The organism is Mucilaginibacter robiniae (genome assembly GCF_012849215.1).
GTDB classification, from domain to species: Bacteria; Bacteroidota; Bacteroidia; order Sphingobacteriales; family Sphingobacteriaceae; genus Mucilaginibacter; species Mucilaginibacter robiniae.
Genome location: NZ_CP051682.1, coordinates 2,213,581 through 2,230,418, shown reverse-complemented (window position 1 = coordinate 2,230,418; position 16,838 = coordinate 2,213,581). Strand labels below are relative to the sequence as shown.

General features: G+C 40.8%; 15 protein-coding genes, 1 tRNA gene and 1 pseudogene. 9 read left to right on the top strand and 8 right to left on the bottom strand.

Annotation, left to right across the window (positions count from 1 at the left end; all coding sequences use genetic code 11):
- Window positions 1-7: 7 nt before the first annotated feature.
- Both efp and HH214_RS09990 read left to right on the top strand, forming a co-directional pair.
- Window positions 8-571 (top strand): elongation factor P, encoded by a 564-nt coding sequence (gene efp, locus HH214_RS09995; protein ID WP_169607319.1) that lies wholly within the window; start codon window positions 8-10, stop codon window positions 569-571.
- A 21-nt stretch (window positions 572-592) separates the two neighbouring features.
- Entirely contained in the window at window positions 593-1,225 is a 633-nt protein-coding gene (locus HH214_RS09990) for a 5-formyltetrahydrofolate cyclo-ligase (RefSeq protein WP_169607317.1), read from the top strand.
- Between the two features lie 96 nt (window positions 1,226-1,321).
- On the opposite strand, the gene thiL is transcribed toward HH214_RS09990, so the two are convergent.
- On the bottom strand, window positions 1,322-2,368 hold the full coding sequence (gene thiL / locus HH214_RS09985) for a thiamine-phosphate kinase (protein WP_169611108.1): 1,047 nt from the start codon (window positions 2,366-2,368) through the stop codon (window positions 1,322-1,324).
- A gap of 273 nt (window positions 2,369-2,641) precedes the next feature.
- Between thiL and HH214_RS09980 the strand changes: the two genes are divergently transcribed.
- Window positions 2,642-4,135: a DNA/RNA non-specific endonuclease gene (locus tag HH214_RS09980; RefSeq protein ID WP_169607315.1), complete on the top strand. Its 1,494-nt coding sequence runs from the start codon at window positions 2,642-2,644 to the stop codon at window positions 4,133-4,135.
- A gap of 208 nt (window positions 4,136-4,343) precedes the next feature.
- On the opposite strand, the gene nadA is transcribed toward HH214_RS09980, so the two are convergent.
- Complete coding sequence (nadA, locus tag HH214_RS09975; protein WP_169607313.1) at window positions 4,344-5,345, bottom strand: quinolinate synthase NadA; 1,002 nt, start codon at window positions 5,343-5,345, stop codon at window positions 4,344-4,346.
- 402 nt (window positions 5,346-5,747) lie between these two features.
- On the opposite strand from nadA, the gene nadB reads away from it, so the two are divergent.
- A complete protein-coding gene (gene nadB, locus HH214_RS09970; protein WP_169607311.1) occupies window positions 5,748-7,340 on the top strand; it encodes an L-aspartate oxidase in 1,593 nt (530 codons plus the stop codon).
- 3 nt (window positions 7,341-7,343) lie between these two features.
- On the opposite strand, the gene HH214_RS09965 is transcribed toward nadB, so the two are convergent.
- Window positions 7,344-7,416 (bottom strand) — tRNA-Gly (locus tag HH214_RS09965).
- 53 nt (window positions 7,417-7,469) lie between these two features.
- Here HH214_RS09965 and HH214_RS09960 point away from each other — a divergent pair.
- Both HH214_RS09960 and HH214_RS09955 read left to right on the top strand, forming a co-directional pair.
- A complete protein-coding gene (locus tag HH214_RS09960; protein ID WP_169607309.1) occupies window positions 7,470-8,111 on the top strand; it encodes a hypothetical protein in 642 nt (213 codons plus the stop codon).
- 82 nt (window positions 8,112-8,193) lie between these two features.
- Window positions 8,194-8,706 (top strand): gamma carbonic anhydrase family protein, encoded by a 513-nt coding sequence (locus HH214_RS09955; protein WP_169607307.1) that lies wholly within the window; start codon window positions 8,194-8,196, stop codon window positions 8,704-8,706.
- A 64-nt stretch (window positions 8,707-8,770) separates the two neighbouring features.
- Here HH214_RS09955 and HH214_RS09950 read toward each other — a convergent pair whose 3' ends face one another.
- From HH214_RS09950 to HH214_RS09930, 5 genes are all read right to left on the bottom strand, one after another.
- On the bottom strand, window positions 8,771-10,411 hold the full coding sequence (locus HH214_RS09950; protein WP_169607306.1) for an Ig-like domain-containing protein: 1,641 nt from the start codon (window positions 10,409-10,411) through the stop codon (window positions 8,771-8,773).
- Between the two features lie 123 nt (window positions 10,412-10,534).
- Complete coding sequence (gene mnmG, locus HH214_RS09945; protein ID WP_169607304.1) at window positions 10,535-12,397, bottom strand: tRNA uridine-5-carboxymethylaminomethyl(34) synthesis enzyme MnmG; 1,863 nt, start codon at window positions 12,395-12,397, stop codon at window positions 10,535-10,537.
- A 54-nt stretch (window positions 12,398-12,451) separates the two neighbouring features.
- Window positions 12,452-12,691, bottom strand: coding sequence for a CBU_0592 family membrane protein (locus HH214_RS09940; RefSeq protein WP_211166348.1), 240 nt, complete (start codon window positions 12,689-12,691; stop codon window positions 12,452-12,454).
- Complete coding sequence (locus HH214_RS09935; protein ID WP_169607302.1) at window positions 12,688-14,550, bottom strand: ABC-F family ATP-binding cassette domain-containing protein; 1,863 nt, start codon at window positions 14,548-14,550, stop codon at window positions 12,688-12,690. Before HH214_RS09935 ends, HH214_RS09940 begins: the two co-directional genes overlap by 4 nt.
- A complete protein-coding gene (locus HH214_RS09930; protein ID WP_169607300.1) occupies window positions 14,547-15,203 on the bottom strand; it encodes an NAD(P)H-binding protein in 657 nt (218 codons plus the stop codon). Before HH214_RS09930 ends, HH214_RS09935 begins: the two co-directional genes overlap by 4 nt.
- 79 nt (window positions 15,204-15,282) lie before the next feature.
- Between HH214_RS09930 and HH214_RS22325 the strand changes: the two are divergent.
- From HH214_RS22325 to HH214_RS09920, 3 genes and pseudogenes are all read left to right on the top strand, one after another.
- Window positions 15,283-15,630, top strand: a pseudogene (locus HH214_RS22325) (pirin family protein); the annotation flags it as partial.
- Between the two features lie 30 nt (window positions 15,631-15,660).
- Window positions 15,661-15,993 (top strand): pirin family protein, encoded by a 333-nt coding sequence (locus HH214_RS22320; protein WP_390622384.1) that lies wholly within the window; start codon window positions 15,661-15,663, stop codon window positions 15,991-15,993.
- Window positions 15,994-16,061: 68 nt separating this feature from the next.
- Complete coding sequence (locus tag HH214_RS09920; protein ID WP_169607298.1) at window positions 16,062-16,838, top strand: MlaE family ABC transporter permease; 777 nt, start codon at window positions 16,062-16,064, stop codon at window positions 16,836-16,838.

Genomic DNA, 16,838 nt, shown 5'->3' with positions numbered 1-16,838 from the left:
AATTTTTATGGCAAAAGCATCAGATATTAAAAACGGAAATATACTTCGCTTTAACGGGGAGTTAGTGCAGGTAGAAGAATTTATACACCGTACGCCGGGTAACCTGCGTGCTTTTTACCAAGCTCGTATGCGCAACGTAAAAACCGGTAAGCTAGTTGAATACCGGTTCCGTACCGACGAGGAGGTAAACATTGCCCGCGTTGAAACCAATGATTACCAGTATTTATACGAAGATGGTAATGATTTGGTAGTAATGGATAACAACACTTACGAACAGTTTAACATACCTAAATTCTTGTTTGGCAATGCGGTTAAGTTCCTGAAAGAAGGCGTGAACGTAATTATCGCTTTTGAAAGTGATGAACCCATCATGGCCCAGGCTCCGGCTTCGGTTGAATTAGAAATTACCTATTCAGAACCTGCTGTTAAAGGTGATACTTCAACCAACGCTTTGAAAGCAGCTACTGTTGAAACCGGTGCTGAAATACGTGTGCCATTGTTCATCAACCAAGGCGATAAAGTAAAAGTTGATACTGCCACCGGCGCTTACATGGAGCGGGTAAAAAGTTAATTTATCTTACAACATATCAAAATGCCTCCTTTTTTGGAGGCATTTTTGTTTAATAAGACCTTTAAACTTTTAGCTTCTCTTACCTTGACCAAAGCAGAACTTCGTAAATTGTTCATCAACAAGCGTAAGCAGCTATCACTGGCTGAATACGGAGATTTGAATCAGAAGCTATTACTGCAATTTACGCAACTGGATTTGCAGGGGGTACATTGCATTCATTTGTTTTTACCTATTCATGAACGCAAGGAGCCAGATACTTTTTTGATGCGTGAATGGTTATCCAACCATCATCCGCAAATTACCCAGGTATTTCCAAAAGCGAACTTTGCTGATTATACCATGCAGAACTTTGCCGATGATGCTCAATTGGAATTAGCTACGAATGCTTTCGGCATCCCGGAACCGGTTAATGGCAATAAAATTGAAACTACAACCATTGATTTGATATTGATTCCTTTACTGGCTTTTGATTTAAAAGGATATAGGGTAGGGTATGGTAAAGGCTTTTATGATCGTTTTATTGCCCAGTGCCGGCCTGATGTACGTTTGGTCGGTATATCGCTTTTCGAACCGATTGAAGTAGTAATGGACGTAAATGAATTCGATCAGAAAATGCAGCAATGCATTACACCCAATAAAATTTATATTTTTTAGAGTTGAGAACCAGGAATCAAGACAGTAAAATTATTACTTTATAACCGCGTCTGCTTATTATCTTGATTCCTGATTTTATATTATTGACTTTACTTGTTACTGCTGCTGCTTGAAGGCATTCCAGCCCTGGGCTTTCAGCTCGTGTACCTGTCCGCTTTTAGAAATCAAATTACGACCTGCTGAGGGCTCTGTAATATAGCCGATGATGCTGATATCCACATCGTGCTTAATCTTGTCATAGTCGGCTTGTTTTACGGTAAACAGCAGCTCATAATCTTCACCGCCACTTAGCGCGCAAACGGTAGGATCCAGATTGAACTCGCGGGCGGTATCATACGTCATCGGGTCAATCGGTATTTTTTCTTCATACAGCTGGCAACCTTTATTGCTTTGGGTACAAATATGCAATACTTCGGAAGCCAACCCGTCCGATACATCAATCATGGCGGTAGGCTTTACCTTCACACTTTTCAGCAGTTCAATAATATCTTTACGAGCTTCCGGTTTCAACTGGCGCTCAATAATGTAATCTTTCCCTTCCAGATCGGGCTGTATGTTGGGGTTTTCCAGGTAAATCAGTTTTTCTCGTTCCAGCAGTTGCAAACCGGTATAAGCACCACCTAAATCGCCCGATACGCAAATCAAATCACCTTCTTCGGCGGTGTTGCGGTACACTATGGTATCTTCATCAGCGTAGCCTATAACGGTTACACTAATTACCAATCCTTGTTTGGATGAGGTAGTATCGCCACCCACAATATCTACGTTGTACTGGTTACAAGCCAGGTACATGCCTTCATACAATTCTTCAATAGCCTCCAGCGTGTATTTGCTCGACATGCCGATAGATACGGTTACTTGTGTAGGTAAAGCGTTCATAGCGCAAATATCGCTCAGGTTTACCTGTATGGCTTTATAACCTAAATGCTTGAGTGGGGTATAGGCCAAATCAAAGTGAATACCTTCCAGCAGCATATCGGTTGATACCAGTATTTTCTTGCCGGCCGCATCCAGCACCGCAGCATCATCGCCCACACCTTTCAGGGTGCTTGTATTTCTCAGCTTGATATTTTTCGTCAGGTGCGAAATCAGGCCAAATTCACCCAACTCGTTGATGTTGGTTTTATCTATGTTATCGAACATATCCATAACAGCACAAAGTTTAAGCAGCAAAAATACAAAAGCTACCAGTAATTTACGGGATAGAGCATTTTTACTGCTCATGGTTTATACAAATACTTTTAATGCCCTGTTATTCAAGTACTAAATACAATGTTATTACTCCAGTACTTTATATCATGGGTTAAATTATAAAATAACCAAGTTAATACCTTTTGCCAAAATGTTATTACAATTCATATTTATTAACAGTTAGTTAATATTAACCTTTCATATTTGTATTCCAAATTACACTATATGAATTATAAAACTCTACTAATTGGTTTATCAATCTCCTTAGCATTAAGCAGTTGTAAGAAAGACCGGAACGATGATTCGGGAACTAACACGGGCACTACTACACCGCCTAAGCCGTTCACCATTACTGAAGATTTTGAAAATGGTACCAAAACCAGCTATGATGTAGGTGATGTAAGTACCATTACCGGCTCCTGGAACATGGATGGTACTTTGCTGGGTACCGATAAAAGCGACATCAAAGACGGCAAGAAAGATGTTCGTATTCAGGGTACTAAGAACAATGCCAAACGTAATGGTATGTTAACCATGAATTTTGATGTAAGGCATTTAAGTACTATCAGCATTAAAAGTGCATTTACCAACTTTTCGGATAAACAACGGGTCAGCTCAACGGTACCTGTACCTTTAAAAGCTACCTGGGAGTTGCAGGTATCTAAAGATGGTGGTAAGAACTTTACCAAAATGGGTGAAACGGTTACCGATGCAGATACTATACTAATTACAACCACTTACAAGATTACAGATACTACGGCTCAGCGCTTCCGTATTGTGAATACATCTGATTATAACGGTGATAACCGTGTACGGATTAATATTGATGACATTGTATTCAGTGGGGTAGGGGAGTCGGGTATCGTAGTAGGCGGCAGTCCGGATACGGCACCAGTTGATACTACCAGTTCATCAAGTGCTACTCCGGCTCGTGGTGTTACTGTAGGTACAGATGCGCCACCTGCCAGCGGCGATAACAACAACATATTACTGGGTATGCCATCTAACGCCAATAACATTACCACCACCGATTATTTGATTAATCAGGGTTATTACGTAGAATCATACAACGCTACACGGGGTACACCAAACTGGGTAAGCTGGCATTTAGATGCTACTAATACTACGCAAGTAGTTGGCCGACAGGATAATTTTGCGGCATTCAGCGGTTTACCCTCTACTTTTTATGCCGTACAAAGCAATAGCTACTCAGGCAGTGGGTTTGATCGTGGCCACAACTGTCCATCAGCCGACCGTACCAGCTCAGCTAATGCCAACTCGGCAACCTTCCTGATGACGAACATGATTCCGCAAGCACCTAATAGTAACCAAGAAACCTGGGCTAACCTGGAGAACTACTTGCGTGCACAAACTACACAAGGTTATGAAGTTTACATTATCATGGGTAGCTACGGTACTGGTGGTACCGGCAGCAATGGTACAGCCAACACTATTAATGGCGGCCATGTAACGGTACCTAGCAATGTTTGGAAAGTAGCGGTGCTGATTCCTAACGGTAATACCGATATTGTACGCATCAGCAACACAACCCGGGTAATTGCTGTAAATACGCCAAACGTGAACTCCATTAATTCAGACTGGACTAAATACATTGTAACCGTACGTGATATTGAAAAAGCTACCGGCTACAACTTATTGTCGCAGTTACCACAATCAGTACAGGACGCGATTGAAACTTCTAAAGACAGTGGTATTTAAGATAAACTGCTTAGAAGATTAACTTTGAAACTACACTACGGAAAGTGTTACAGGTGTTACATGTTACAGGGTGTAACACCCTGTAACACTGACAAACCATTGACAGTGGTGGCATTGTTCTGTCAGTAAGTAGTTTTTATAAGAAACAAAAAAGGTGATTAGTTATGTGCTGATCACCTTTTTTGTTTCTATTAGTAAAGCTGTAACCTTACAATCCCAGCTGTGCTGATATCTCCAGCATGCGTTCAATAGGCTTTACGGCGCGGGCAATAATGTTGGCCGGTAAAGTAATTTCAGGCATTTCGTTTTTCAGGCATAAATAAAGCTTCTCCAGCGTGTTTCTTTTCATGTGAGGACAATCATTGCACGCGCAAGTATTATTCGGTGGAGCGGCTATAAAGGTCTTCTCCGGGTTATCTTTTACCATCTGGTGTAGTATGCCGGCTTCGGTAGCTACAATAAACTCTTGGCTGGGGCTCTTGGTTGCATAGTTCAAGATGCCTGTAGTTGAGCCAATATAGTCGGCCAGCTGCAATATCGTTTCCTCACATTCCGGGTGAGCCAGAATTTTGGCATTCGGGTAGCGTTCTTTCAAACGGGTAATCTTCTCGCGCGAAAAAATTTCATGCACCATGCAGGCACCGTTCCACAGCACCAGGTCACGGCCGGTTTTTTTGGCTACATAAGCGCCCAGGTTGCGGTCGGGTCCAAAGATGATCCTCTGATCGGGCGGCAGGCTTTCTACAATCTGTACGGCATTGCTGGAGGTACACACAATATCGCTCATGGCTTTCAGCTCGGCAGTACAGTTTACGTAGGTAATCACCAAATGGTCGGGATACTGTTCCTTGAATTTCCTGAACAAGTGCGGCGGGCAACTATCGGCCAGTGAGCAGCCTGCTTTAATATCGGGCAGCAAAACCTTCTTGGTAGGCGAAAGTATCTTGGCTGTTTCCGCCATGAAGTGCACGCCGGCAAATACAATAATATCGGCATCTGTTTTGGCAGCCTGCTGCGAGAGGCCCAAACTATCGCCAATGTAATCGGCTATATCCTGAATGTCGCCTTCCTGGTAGTAGTGCGCCAAGATCACAGCATTCTTTTGCTTTTTCAGTTTTTCTATTTCGTCGTACAGGTCAAGTGTCGGGTCCACGTACTCGTCGGCAAAACCTTTTACATTAATTTCTTCCAGAACGTCTGTTGTCAACATTACAATAAATACTAAAATTATATTTAAGATATATTCTTATTGTTTATTAGGGTGTTGGTAGTGTGAGTTAAAAGCGCTTAAAATATTTTGTTTAGCTACTTATTCCACTTTAATCCACAGGTTATCCACACTTTAAAATATTCAATTATCTGATTACCAATAGTTATTGGTTATCCACATCTATGTTAATAAAGTTTTGTGTTGAATAAATATACGTTTTTCAAATGTGAGTTTCCTGGTGATTTACCCCTGAGTTCAGTGATAACCATGGTGGATATCTATGTCTGATTTTTGAGTTATCCACATTTCCACAACTTATTAGCTTTTTGCTCAGACAAAATTAACATCTTTTAACGTGGTTATGCACACAGGTGTTACTTTTACACATTTTAGATGCTGTTTATGAGGAAAAATGTGGATTTCTTGGTAGTAGGTTCTGGTATTGCCGGATTAAGCTTTGCGCTTAAAGCGGCTAACCATGGTAAGGTTCTGATAGTTACCAAAGCGAACGAAGATGAATCGAATACAAAATATGCACAAGGCGGTGTTGCCGTGGTTGTGGATAAAAATGAGGATTCGTTTGAAAAGCATATTGAAGACACCCTGATAGCCGGTGATGGCTTGTGCGATGAAGAGGTGGTAAAAATTGTAGTGGAAGAAGGGCCCGAACGTATCCGGGAGATTATTGATTATGGTACCAACTTTGATAAAACGAATGAGGGAATGTATGATTTGGCCAAAGAAGGTGGCCACTCCGAATACCGGGTACTGCACTATAAAGATATTACCGGTTTTGAAATGGAGCGCGCCCTGCTGGAACAAATCCATCAAAACCCGAATATTGAAATTTTAACCCACCACTTTGCGGTAGATCTGATTACCCAGCACCACTTGGGTGAATTTGTAGATAAATCGACTCCTGATATTACCTGCTATGGTATTTATGCTTTCAATACCGAAACGAAGGAAGTAGAAACCATTCAATCAAAAGTAACGGTAATGGCCTCAGGTGGCGCCGGTCATATTTATGCTGTTACCACTAACCCGATTATTGCTACGGGTGATGGGGTAGCGATGGTGTACCGTGCCAAAGGTAAAGTGCGGAATATGGAATTTATACAGTTCCATCCAACAGCGTTGTATAATCCGGGTGAATATCCTTCCTTCCTGATCTCGGAAGCCGTTCGTGGTTTTGGCGGTATTTTGAAACGCACCAACGGCGAAGAATTTATGCAGGAGTATGATCCGCGAAAATCATTGGCGCCGCGTGATATTGTAGCTCGGGCTATTGATGCCGAAATCAAAAAATCGGGTGAGGATTATGTGTACTTGGATGTGCGGCACAAAAGCAAGCAGGATATATTAGCCCACTTCCCGAATATTTACGCCAAGTGTTTAGATATTGGTATTGATATGACCAAAGATATGATACCCGTAGCACCGGCTTGCCATTATATGTGTGGCGGTGTAATGGTAAACCATAGCGGTCGGTCATCCATCCAGCAGCTGTATGCCTGCGGCGAGTGTTCATCTACAGGGCTACATGGTTCTAACCGTCTGGCTTCCAATTCTTTACTGGAAGCTTTGGTGTTTGCACACCGTATTTATGAAGATGCTATTGCTAATTTTGAGCACTGCTATGTACCGGATAACATACCCGATTGGGACGAAAAAGGTGTACAGCTTTCTGATGAAGACATTCTGGTAACGCATAACATTCGTGAAATGCAAAAACTCATGAACGACTATGTCGGTATTGTTCGTTCCGACTTTCGTTTAGAACGGGCCATGCGCCGGTTAAAGTTGTTGTATGAAGAAACTGAGGAATTTTACAAACGTACCAAGCTATCGGTTAAATTATGCGAGCTGCGTAACCTCATCCAAGTATCGTATATTGTGGTGAAATCGGCCATGATGCGTAAAGAGAGCAGGGGCTTGCATTATACAACAGATTACCCGAAGCATGCGGAAGTGGTGGAGGATACAGTATTTTAAAAGAGCGGAAAACGGGGTTCGAACCCGCGACCTTCAGTTTGGGAAACTGATGCTCTACCAGCTGAGCTATTTCCGCTTTGGTAGGTGCTAATTTAGTTATTAAAAAAGTTATTCAACAATAATTTCATCATGCGTAGCTATAATAAGTTCTTCCTAATAATATTGATTCTTTGTATACAAGCTTATGTAAGTTACGGACAGCTCAAGATTGATCAAAATTTTAAATTAGACGAAAACAGTCAATCCGTTCAAGAATTTACAAAACAGAGTAAGTTCGATTATGTGCTGTTACACTGGTCAACTTCTAACTGGTTTAATTCCACCAACGAATTTACAGGTGTAGTAAAGCAATATGGACAATGGTATGCGGTTCATATTATTAGAAAAATTAATTACAAGCCGGATGTTTCCGAGCCAATCATTGTTACACAAAAGCATTTAACGCATCATCAAAAGGATTCATTGTTGCGTGTCTTGAAAGCAGATGCCGCTTTTAATTACCGGCAAAAAGATTTTGATAGTTTGCCTGACACCTGTAGTTACATGAAAAATGGTGTGAAATTTACTAGGTATAATGTTATGGATGCTAACCACGAGCATTTAATTAGGTATACAAAAAGCAAGTTTACTTACTTAAACCGCTATGCACCTGATTATGCTTTAGAACTTTTTGCTATTTGCAATCCAAAGTTTAACATTTTAAAAGATTATACTTATACCATCCATCGTTTATACGATTTATCGAAAGCCATCACAAACCAGACACCCTAAGTATTGAGAAATTGTATTGGTTGTAAAAAAGTGTACCCAACTCAAAGCACAGTATTAGTTAACTCATAATCTATTTATTAATATGCCTCTTATTCTACCTGTAAAAGATAAAAAACCCACTTGGGGAACTGATTGCTTTATTGCTGATAACTGCACTATAGTAGGTGATGTAACCATAGGCGATCAATGCTCGGTGTGGTTCAACGCGGTTATTCGGGGTGATGTAAACAGTATAACTATCGGCCATCATACCAATATACAAGATGGGGTAGTTGTACATGCTACTTATTTGAAAGCAGCTACTCATATCGGGAACTATGTATCGGTAGGGCACAATGCAATTGTACATGGCTGCACCCTGCACGCTTATGTTTTAATAGGTATGGGCGCCATCGTGATGGATCATGCCGTAGTAGAAAGCAATGTTATTATTGCCGCAGGCGCTGTTGTATTGGAAAATACCGTATGTGAATCGGGCTATTTATATGCTGGTACACCTGCCAAAAAAATTAAGCCATTGACCGAAGAACAGGTACAATGGCTTAAAAATCTGCCCAACAATTATAATTTATACGCCAGCTGGTTTACTATATAAACAGCTTTATTTTTTGAATAGGATTCGGAAATGAGTTCCGCATCCTACCACTTTATCCTTTTCTTTATGGCGTTGCCGGTTCTTTAGGTATCGCTACGGCTTCTTCCTGGTCCCAGTTGGGGCGTAACGTAAGTACTTTATCACTAATCCATATTTTTTCCGGGTATATCTTAGCCTTTACATTCCCGCCATCAGCCTTGCCATTCCGGTTATCATCGTACGTAACTTTTACTTGGTATTTACCCGTGAATAAGTTTTTGTACACTACTGATGTACTTTTGCTAATAATGTCGGTACGAATAGTTGCTTTCTTGCTGTCCACCAGTTCTACCAGGTACTGTATGGCTGTATCAGGAACGGTTACTTTCAAGGTAAGTGTTCCGTAGTTTTCGATTTTGTCGATAGTGAAACGTTTGTTCAGCTCTTTATTTTTATCACCATAAATATCAGTCAGTGCTTCTTCACTGATTACCAGTAGGTAGGCTGCATTCTGTTTCCAGGTATGTTTTAAGGTATACTTTTTAGGATTAGCCGGATTTTTTATCAAGTTTAAAGGATTTACCGGAATAGAATCTTCCAGTAGTTTGATCTTGCTTGCATCCATATTTTCTAAAGGAAAATTAGCTGTAAGTTCCAGATCGGTATAAGGCCGTAGGTGGTTATCAATATTGATATTGTAACCTAAGCCCAAGTTCCGCTTAAAAGTTTCTTTTAGGCCTTTGCGCTGATAAACGGTGTCCAGCGGTTTATTCTGGTCCAGAATAGCTACGCTTACCGAATCAAATTCCATGTTTTTGAAATAGACCAACGCGGTATCTTTCGTCTTACTAAAATCTACAAACTTCTGATTATCCAATGCCGGGGGATACAATATCTTGATAGAAGGATCTGTTAGTCGCTTGTTGAAGATAATATCTAGCTTACCATCATTATCAAACTTTTTAGAGGCTATCCTGAACTTTTGTGCAGGCTGCTTAAATAAGGTCAGGTTTACATCTTTTACATCCGACTCCAATTTAATAGGCTTTTTCAAAAAAGCAATCTGCTCATTTTCACTATTGTAAATTTTATCCGGCGCAGCCTCTTTCAATGCATAAATGGTATAAGTACCGGTATGCAGGTTGTTTAACGAAAAATTTCCGGATGAATCAGTAGTGGTAAAAATATTCGGTTTCTTTTTGCCAAACAATGCCGAATCCTGGCTGGCCGGAAACAGCATAACCGTAGCATCCTTTTCTTTTTCTAAAGTTTCGGTATTAGTTACACTACCGGTTATGCTTAGCGAGTCGATGTGATCACCAGTCGAAAATACATAAGTGAAATTCTTGAGTACGTTGCCTTCATGTACATCAGCAATGGCTTTACCAAAGTTGATAACGTAGGTGGTATTTTTTTGCAGACTGTCTTTAAAGTTGATGACGAGGTTTCTGCCTTTGGTTAAATATTCGGGCTGCTTTTCAAAAGCAGGACTCACGCTGATTTCTTGATAGGTATTAGCCAACTTAAAATATTCATCAAATTCAAATATCACCTGGCGAGCGTTAAACCGACGCGTCATGTTCTCGGGCGTTGCTTTCAGTAACTTGGGCGGGTTACGATCTCGCGGACCACCTTGCGGGCGCTGCATACTGGCACAGCCAGCAACAGCAAGTAATAAAATAGAGGAGAAGTAAGCTAAAAAGAGGTGTCTTGATTTTAAGCTCATTTTTAAGCGTTATAAACGATTTTAACTTTTTTTGGTGATGCAATATTAAAACAAAAAAATAATGGCTCTAATTAATTTTATTAAAGCCATTATTTGGTATGAAAAACTAATATTTTTAGCTTCTTACCTGGATATATGTACCATCAGCACCGAGATGTCGGATGGTGATACGCCCGAGATGCGAGAAGCTTGGCCTAAGGTGCGTGGTTTAATACGCATTAGCTTTTCACGTGCTTCTTTTGATAATGATACTAGCTGCTGGTAGTTGAAGTCAGGATTAATTTCCTTGTCTTCCATCTTCCGCATCTTTTCTACAATCTCCAGTTCTTTATCAAAATAACTCTCGTACTTAATTTTTATTTCAGCCTGCTCAATAGTTTCTTTATCGTAAGCTGATAAGAGTACATCCAGAGAAGGATCAGCTGTACGCAAATCTCCAAAAGAAACTTGTGGACGGCTCAACAGCGAAAACATTTTTACATTCTGGTTCAGCGCCGCAGTACCCAGTTCTTCCAACAAACCATTTACTTGTGCAGCCTCAACCGATTTAGTTTTGGTGTAAGCTACAATATCATCTGAGTTTTTGATTTTCTGTTTTACCTTGTCCAAACGTTCATCACTAATCAGCCCCAGTTCATGGCCGATAGGTGAAAGGCGTACATCGGCATTATCCTGACGTAACAATAAACGATGTTCTGCCCTGGAGGTAAACATGCGATAAGGTTCTTCTGTACCTTTAGTCACCAAGTCATCAATCAGCACACCAATGTATGATTCGGAACGCTTCAGAATTAGCTCATGTAAATCATGTACTTTCTGGTGCGCGTTTATACCTGCAATCATCCCTTGCGATGCTGCTTCTTCATAACCAGTTGTACCATTAATTTGCCCAGCCAAAAACAGGTTGCTGATCAACTTCGTTTCCAGTGTTGGTTGCAGTTGGGTAGGAGGGAAGTAGTCGTATTCAATGGCATAACCTGGTCTGAACATCTTGGCTTTTTCAAAACCTGGTATTTGGGTAAGCGCCCGGTATTGTACATCTTCAGGCAACGAAGTAGAAAAACCATTTACGTAAATTTCTACTGTGTTGAAACCTTCTGGTTCTACAAATATCTGGTGACGCTCACGCTCCGCAAAACGATTAATTTTATCTTCAATAGACGGACAGTAACGCGGGCCTAAACCTTTAATGCGCCCGGTAAACATAGGTGATTTCTCAAAGCCTTCTTTTAAGGTTTCATGTACAGCTGTGTTAGTATAGGTAATCCAACAGCAACGCTTTTCGGTTGGCCGTTCTACATCGGTGAAAGAAAAACGGCCGGGGTTTTCATCGCCCCATTGTTCTTCCATTACACTATAGTTTAAGCTGCGGCCATCAATACGCGGTGGGGTACCAGTTTTCATCCGACCGGCTTCCATGCCCAGCTCTACTAATTGTTCAGTTAAACCGGTAGCTGCTTTCTCGCCAGTGCGACCGCCGCCAAAACGTTTCTCGCCAATATGTATAGTACCGTTCAGGAAAGTGCCGTTAGTTAGTACAACCGCGTTGCATTCTATCTCAACACCTAACGAGGTACGAACACCACAAACTGTATTATTTTTAACGATTAATGAGGTAACCGTATCTTGCCATAAATCAATATTGTCAGTGCGCTCCAAAGCCAGCCGCCATTCTTCGGCAAAACGCATCCGGTCATTTTGCGACCGCGGACTCCACATGGCCGGACCTTTGGATAGGTTCAGCATCCGAAATTGTATGGTGGTTTTATCGGCAATAATACCGGAGTACCCACCTAAGGCATCTACCTCACGAACGATTTGCCCTTTAGCTACACCACCCATAGCCGGGTTACAACTCATCTGTGCTATGGTTCCCATATTCATGGTAATGAGCAAAACTGATGAGCCCATATTAGCTGCGGCAGCAGCGGCTTCACACCCTGCATGGCCGGCTCCGGCTACTATTACATCGTACTTCTTAAACATCTAATACCTCCCATGTTCCACGTGGAACTATACGCAAATTTAACACGTTGTAGCTCATGTTCCACGTGGAACCTTAAATAATGATACTAACGCTACAAACGCCCATATACCCTCTAATATTACGAATGGATAGAAGCTAATTAGGTACGATGAGTACCCGCACATAGCTGCACCAACGAAGTTGAGCGAAGCATAAATCTTGCTATCAGCCGGAAGCTTTTTGAATAAGTTCAGCATAAAACCAATTAGCAAAATGATGACGCCAACGGATGCTATAATATCTGATGTTTTCATGATTCTTTTAATTCAGTTAACTCCATCCAGCGCATCGTTTTTTCATCCAGTGCATCATTCAATGTTTGAATTTCTGCAGCTATATCTGTTAACTTTTGATGATCTGTAATCGAGTTTAATTTCTTAGTTAATTCTTTAATACGGGTTTCAGTTTGGTTGATTTCGGCTTCTGTAGTTTCCAGTTCTTTTTGCTCTTTGAAAGATAACTTGCTCTTTTTAGGTGTAGCTACGGTTTGTGCTACAGGAGCAGTTTTCTGCTTTTGTAATTGTTTTTTTTCTTCCTGTTCCAGGCGGAATGATGAGTAGTTACCATTGTAAATATCTACTATACCATTGCCTTCTACTACAAATAACTGGTCGGTTAATTTATCCAGCAAATACCTATCGTGCGATACCATCAGTAGTATGCCAGTATAGTTGGTCAGGAACTCTTCCAGCACATTCAATGTATCAATATCCAAATCGTTTGTTGGCTCATCCAGTATTAAAAAGTTAGGATTTTTCATCAGGATATTAAGCAAATGCAAGCGCTTTTTTTCGCCACCGCTTAATAAACTGATAAAGCCATGCTGACGGGCAGGAGGGAACAAAAACAGGGTTAATAGTTGTGATGCAGAGATCATTTTACCATCGGCCATGGTAATGTATTCCGCTACATTTTTTACTACATCAATTACCCGTTCGTCATCTTTAAAAGTAATACCTGACTGGTTGAAGTAACCGATTACCGTAGTTTCACCTTTTTCAATGCTGCCTTTGTCAGGCTGTAAAAGGCCGGTAAATAAATTGAGTAAAGTAGATTTGCCTGCACCATTGTTACCTGCAATACCTACACGATCGCCTTTCTTAAATACGTAGCTGAAATCATTAATTATAGGTTTGCCATTAAAGGAAATACCTACATGATGTACCTCCATAATTTTACCACCCTGGCGCGAAGTTTTAACGCTCAGTTCTACCTTGGCGTTAGGTCCGGCATTCTTGGTTTTTTCTTCCAAATCATAGTAGGCATCAATACGGGATTTTGATTTGGTACCGCGTGCTTGCGGCTGACGGCGCATCCACTCCAGTTCCTTTTTTAACAGGTTAGAGTTCTTTTGAAACTGTGCCTCATTGGTAGCCTCCCGCTCAGCTTTCTTTTCCAAATAGTACTGATAGTTGCCATTATAGTTGAAAATTTTTCCGCGTTCAATCTCGATGATTTCGTTGCAGACATTATCCAGGAAGTAGCGGTCGTGCGTTACCATCAAAATAGTTTTGGCACCTTCGGTAAGTAGCTTTTCTAGCCATTCAATAGTGTCAATATCCAGGTGGTTGGTAGGCTCATCCAGTACGTAAACATCCGGGTCTTCAATCAGCAGCTTAGCCAAAGCCAAGCGCTTTTTCTGTCCGCCCGATAAGGTATCAATACGTTGTTGCAGCTGATGAATATCTAAACGGCCCAAAATATTTTTAATCTTGTACTCATATTCCCAAGCATTAACGGCACTCAGTTCTTCAGTTATCTTGTCGATAGCTTTAGTATTGTTCGGATCATCTTCCAGTAGTTGCTCATATTTTAAAATGAGTTGTTGCTGTACATTATCTTTATGAAAAATGTAATCACTAATAGTAGAATCCTTTTCAAACTTCGGATCTTGCTCCAGGTACCCCGGCCTTAAATCACGGGCCGAAACTACTTTACCTTCGGTAGGGGCAATCTTGCCCGAAAGTAACTTTAACAAGGTGGATTTTCCGGCCCCGTTAACGCCTACCAAGGCTACGCGCCGACCGCGATTAATACCTAAAGTTAGGTTACGGAATAGCCAATGGTCATGAAAAGAATGACCTAAATTTTCTGCTGATAAATAAGTACTCACGCTAAATTTTTAATATGGTCGGAAGGATGAATAAACAAGCCTTCGTCGGTGTTTAAAGATTGATTGTACATGGCCCGCGCTACAGTAGCAGCCGGTATGCTCTGGTATTTTTTAAATTTGCCTATCAAGAAGGCATTGGCTATTTTCATACCAGCTGTAGCTAAACGTTCGATTAATCGAAATTCTTTACGGTTACCAGTTAATAAAGAAGGCTGATAAATATGCAGCGCTTTTAAACCCAGGTGTGCTATGGCGTTTTCTGTTTCTCCTTTCATACGGGTATAAAAGTTAGAAGAATGAGAATCGGCACCAAGGGCAGATACTAAATGGTATTGTTGCATACGGTTGTTTAAGGCTATTTGTGCCAGGTTTACCGGATAATCATAATCTACCTTACGATACTGGTTTAGATCAGGCGTTTTTTTACGGGTAGAACCTAAGCAGCAAAATAAAGCATGTCCGGTAATGGCATGAGCATAGGTATGCAGCTGCTCAAAATCAACCACTAGTTGAACCAACTTTTTATGTTGCACAGGTAGGGGCTTGCGTACTAAAATCAGTACTTCGCCATACGTATTTTCCTGCAATAATATTTGAAGCAGTTCATTACCTACTAATCCGCTGGCTCCAGCTATAACTGCTTTGTTTACCATAAGTTAAATGTTACTGCAAAGGTACGTAAAGTAATTTATGGTCTGAAAATTGCATGTTTAAACGTATAATTTAAATTTCATGAAAACAGTTTTTCATCCGGCTAATCAGCGCGGACATAATGACCTCGGCTGGTTACAGGCTAACTTCTCTTTTAGCTTTGGCCCATACTATAACCCAGAAAGAATACAATTCGGTGCCTTACGTGTTTTGAATGACGACTTTATTGGCGTAGGACGTGGCTTTGGTCAACATCCGCATGATAATATGTAAATCATCACCATTGTACTACAGGGAGCTTTGGAGCATAAAGATAACCTAGGCGGTGATGGAATTATTAAAGCTGACGAAGTACAGATTATTACTGCCGGTACAGGCGTTATGCATTCTGAATATAACCCATCGGCTACTGAAATTACCAACTCCTTACAAATTTGGGTATATCCAAAACATATAAATGTGCCGCCTGATTATAAACAAAAGAGCTTTGCTGATGCATTTAAACCTAATCAGTTTACCCAGCTTATTTCGCCTGATGGAAGGGAAGAGAGCTTGGTGGTTAATCAGGATGCTTATTTTGAAATGGGCACGTTTGATGCTGGGCAGCAAATCAGTTACTCAATAAAACAGGAGGGTAACGGAGCATATGTTTTTTTACTAGAAGGAGAAGTTGAAATTGCAAACAACACGTTAAACAAAAGGGATGCGTTAGGTGTTTATGATACCAGTTCATTCACTATAGCAACTAACACACCATCGCACATCCTGATTATGGAAGTGTCCATGTTATAAACCATTACTGTTTTAGCATATAGTCTTGAGCAGGTATCTAGAAGTTACTATTTTATAATTTATTTTTTATGGCAGATCAAGCTATAAGTTCAGGATGGAGAGGCTGGATAGAAAGCGTGGGCGACCAGGTTATTTTTCTGTCACGTTTTTTCCGCAACTTATTTTCTGGTGGTTTTGAATGGTCTGAGTTTGTACGCCAGTGTTACGAAATTGGCTACAAATCGCTCCCATTAGTTAGTATCACTTCATTCATTATGGGCTTAGTGCTCATATTGCAATTACGGCCTACACTGGTAGAGTTTGGTGCCGAAAGTATGTTACCACATACTTTATCGGTTGCGGTAATACGGGAGATAGGTCCGGTAATTACGGCTATTATTTGCGCTGGTAAAATAGCATCAAGTATAGGTGCCGAGCTGGGTAGTATGAACGTAACTGAGCAAATAACAGCTATGGAAGTATCGGGTGCTAACCCAGTACAGTATTTGGTAGTTACCCGCATATTAGCTACCTGCTTAATGGTTCCTTTATTGGCTATGATAGGTGATGCCATTTCGTTGTTTGGCGGGTATATGGCCCTCAACTTTACTGACGATATTAGTTTTACACTGTATTATACCAAATGTATAGCTGCGCTTGATTTTACCGATTTTATGCCGGCTCTGATTAAAACCTTCTTTTTTGGTTTTGCTATCGGCTTTGTAGGTTGCTATAAAGGTTTTTCATCCAGTAAGGGTACCGAAAGCGTAGGGGTAGCCGCTAACTCGGCCGTAGTTACCGCTTCTTTATGGGTATTTTTTATTGATATGATTGTAGTGCAGATTACCAGTCTTTTATATTATTGA

Excerpts from the sequence above, each read along its gene's own strand:
- efp (WP_169607319.1), top strand. The coding sequence starts at position 8 with ATGGCAAAAGCATCAGATATTAAAAACGGAAATATACTTCGCTTTAAC.
- HH214_RS09990 (WP_169607317.1), top strand. The coding sequence starts at position 593 with ATGCCTCCTTTTTTGGAGGCATTTTTGTTTAATAAGACCTTTAAACTT.
- thiL (WP_169611108.1), bottom strand. The coding sequence starts at position 2,368 with ATGTTCGATAACATAGATAAAACCAACATCAACGAGTTGGGTGAATTT.
- HH214_RS09980 (WP_169607315.1), top strand. The coding sequence starts at position 2,642 with ATGAATTATAAAACTCTACTAATTGGTTTATCAATCTCCTTAGCATTA.
- nadA (WP_169607313.1), bottom strand. The coding sequence starts at position 5,345 with ATGTTGACAACAGACGTTCTGGAAGAAATTAATGTAAAAGGTTTTGCC.
- nadB (WP_169607311.1), top strand. The coding sequence starts at position 5,748 with ATGAGGAAAAATGTGGATTTCTTGGTAGTAGGTTCTGGTATTGCCGGA.
- HH214_RS09960 (WP_169607309.1), top strand. The coding sequence starts at position 7,470 with ATGCGTAGCTATAATAAGTTCTTCCTAATAATATTGATTCTTTGTATA.
- HH214_RS09955 (WP_169607307.1), top strand. The coding sequence starts at position 8,194 with ATGCCTCTTATTCTACCTGTAAAAGATAAAAAACCCACTTGGGGAACT.
- HH214_RS09950 (WP_169607306.1), bottom strand. The coding sequence starts at position 10,411 with ATGAGCTTAAAATCAAGACACCTCTTTTTAGCTTACTTCTCCTCTATT.
- mnmG (WP_169607304.1), bottom strand. The coding sequence starts at position 12,397 with ATGTTTAAGAAGTACGATGTAATAGTAGCCGGAGCCGGCCATGCAGGG.
- HH214_RS09940 (WP_211166348.1), bottom strand. The coding sequence starts at position 12,691 with ATGAAAACATCAGATATTATAGCATCCGTTGGCGTCATCATTTTGCTA.
- HH214_RS09930 (WP_169607300.1), bottom strand. The coding sequence starts at position 15,203 with ATGGTAAACAAAGCAGTTATAGCTGGAGCCAGCGGATTAGTAGGTAAT.
- HH214_RS09920 (WP_169607298.1), top strand. The coding sequence starts at position 16,062 with ATGGCAGATCAAGCTATAAGTTCAGGATGGAGAGGCTGGATAGAAAGC.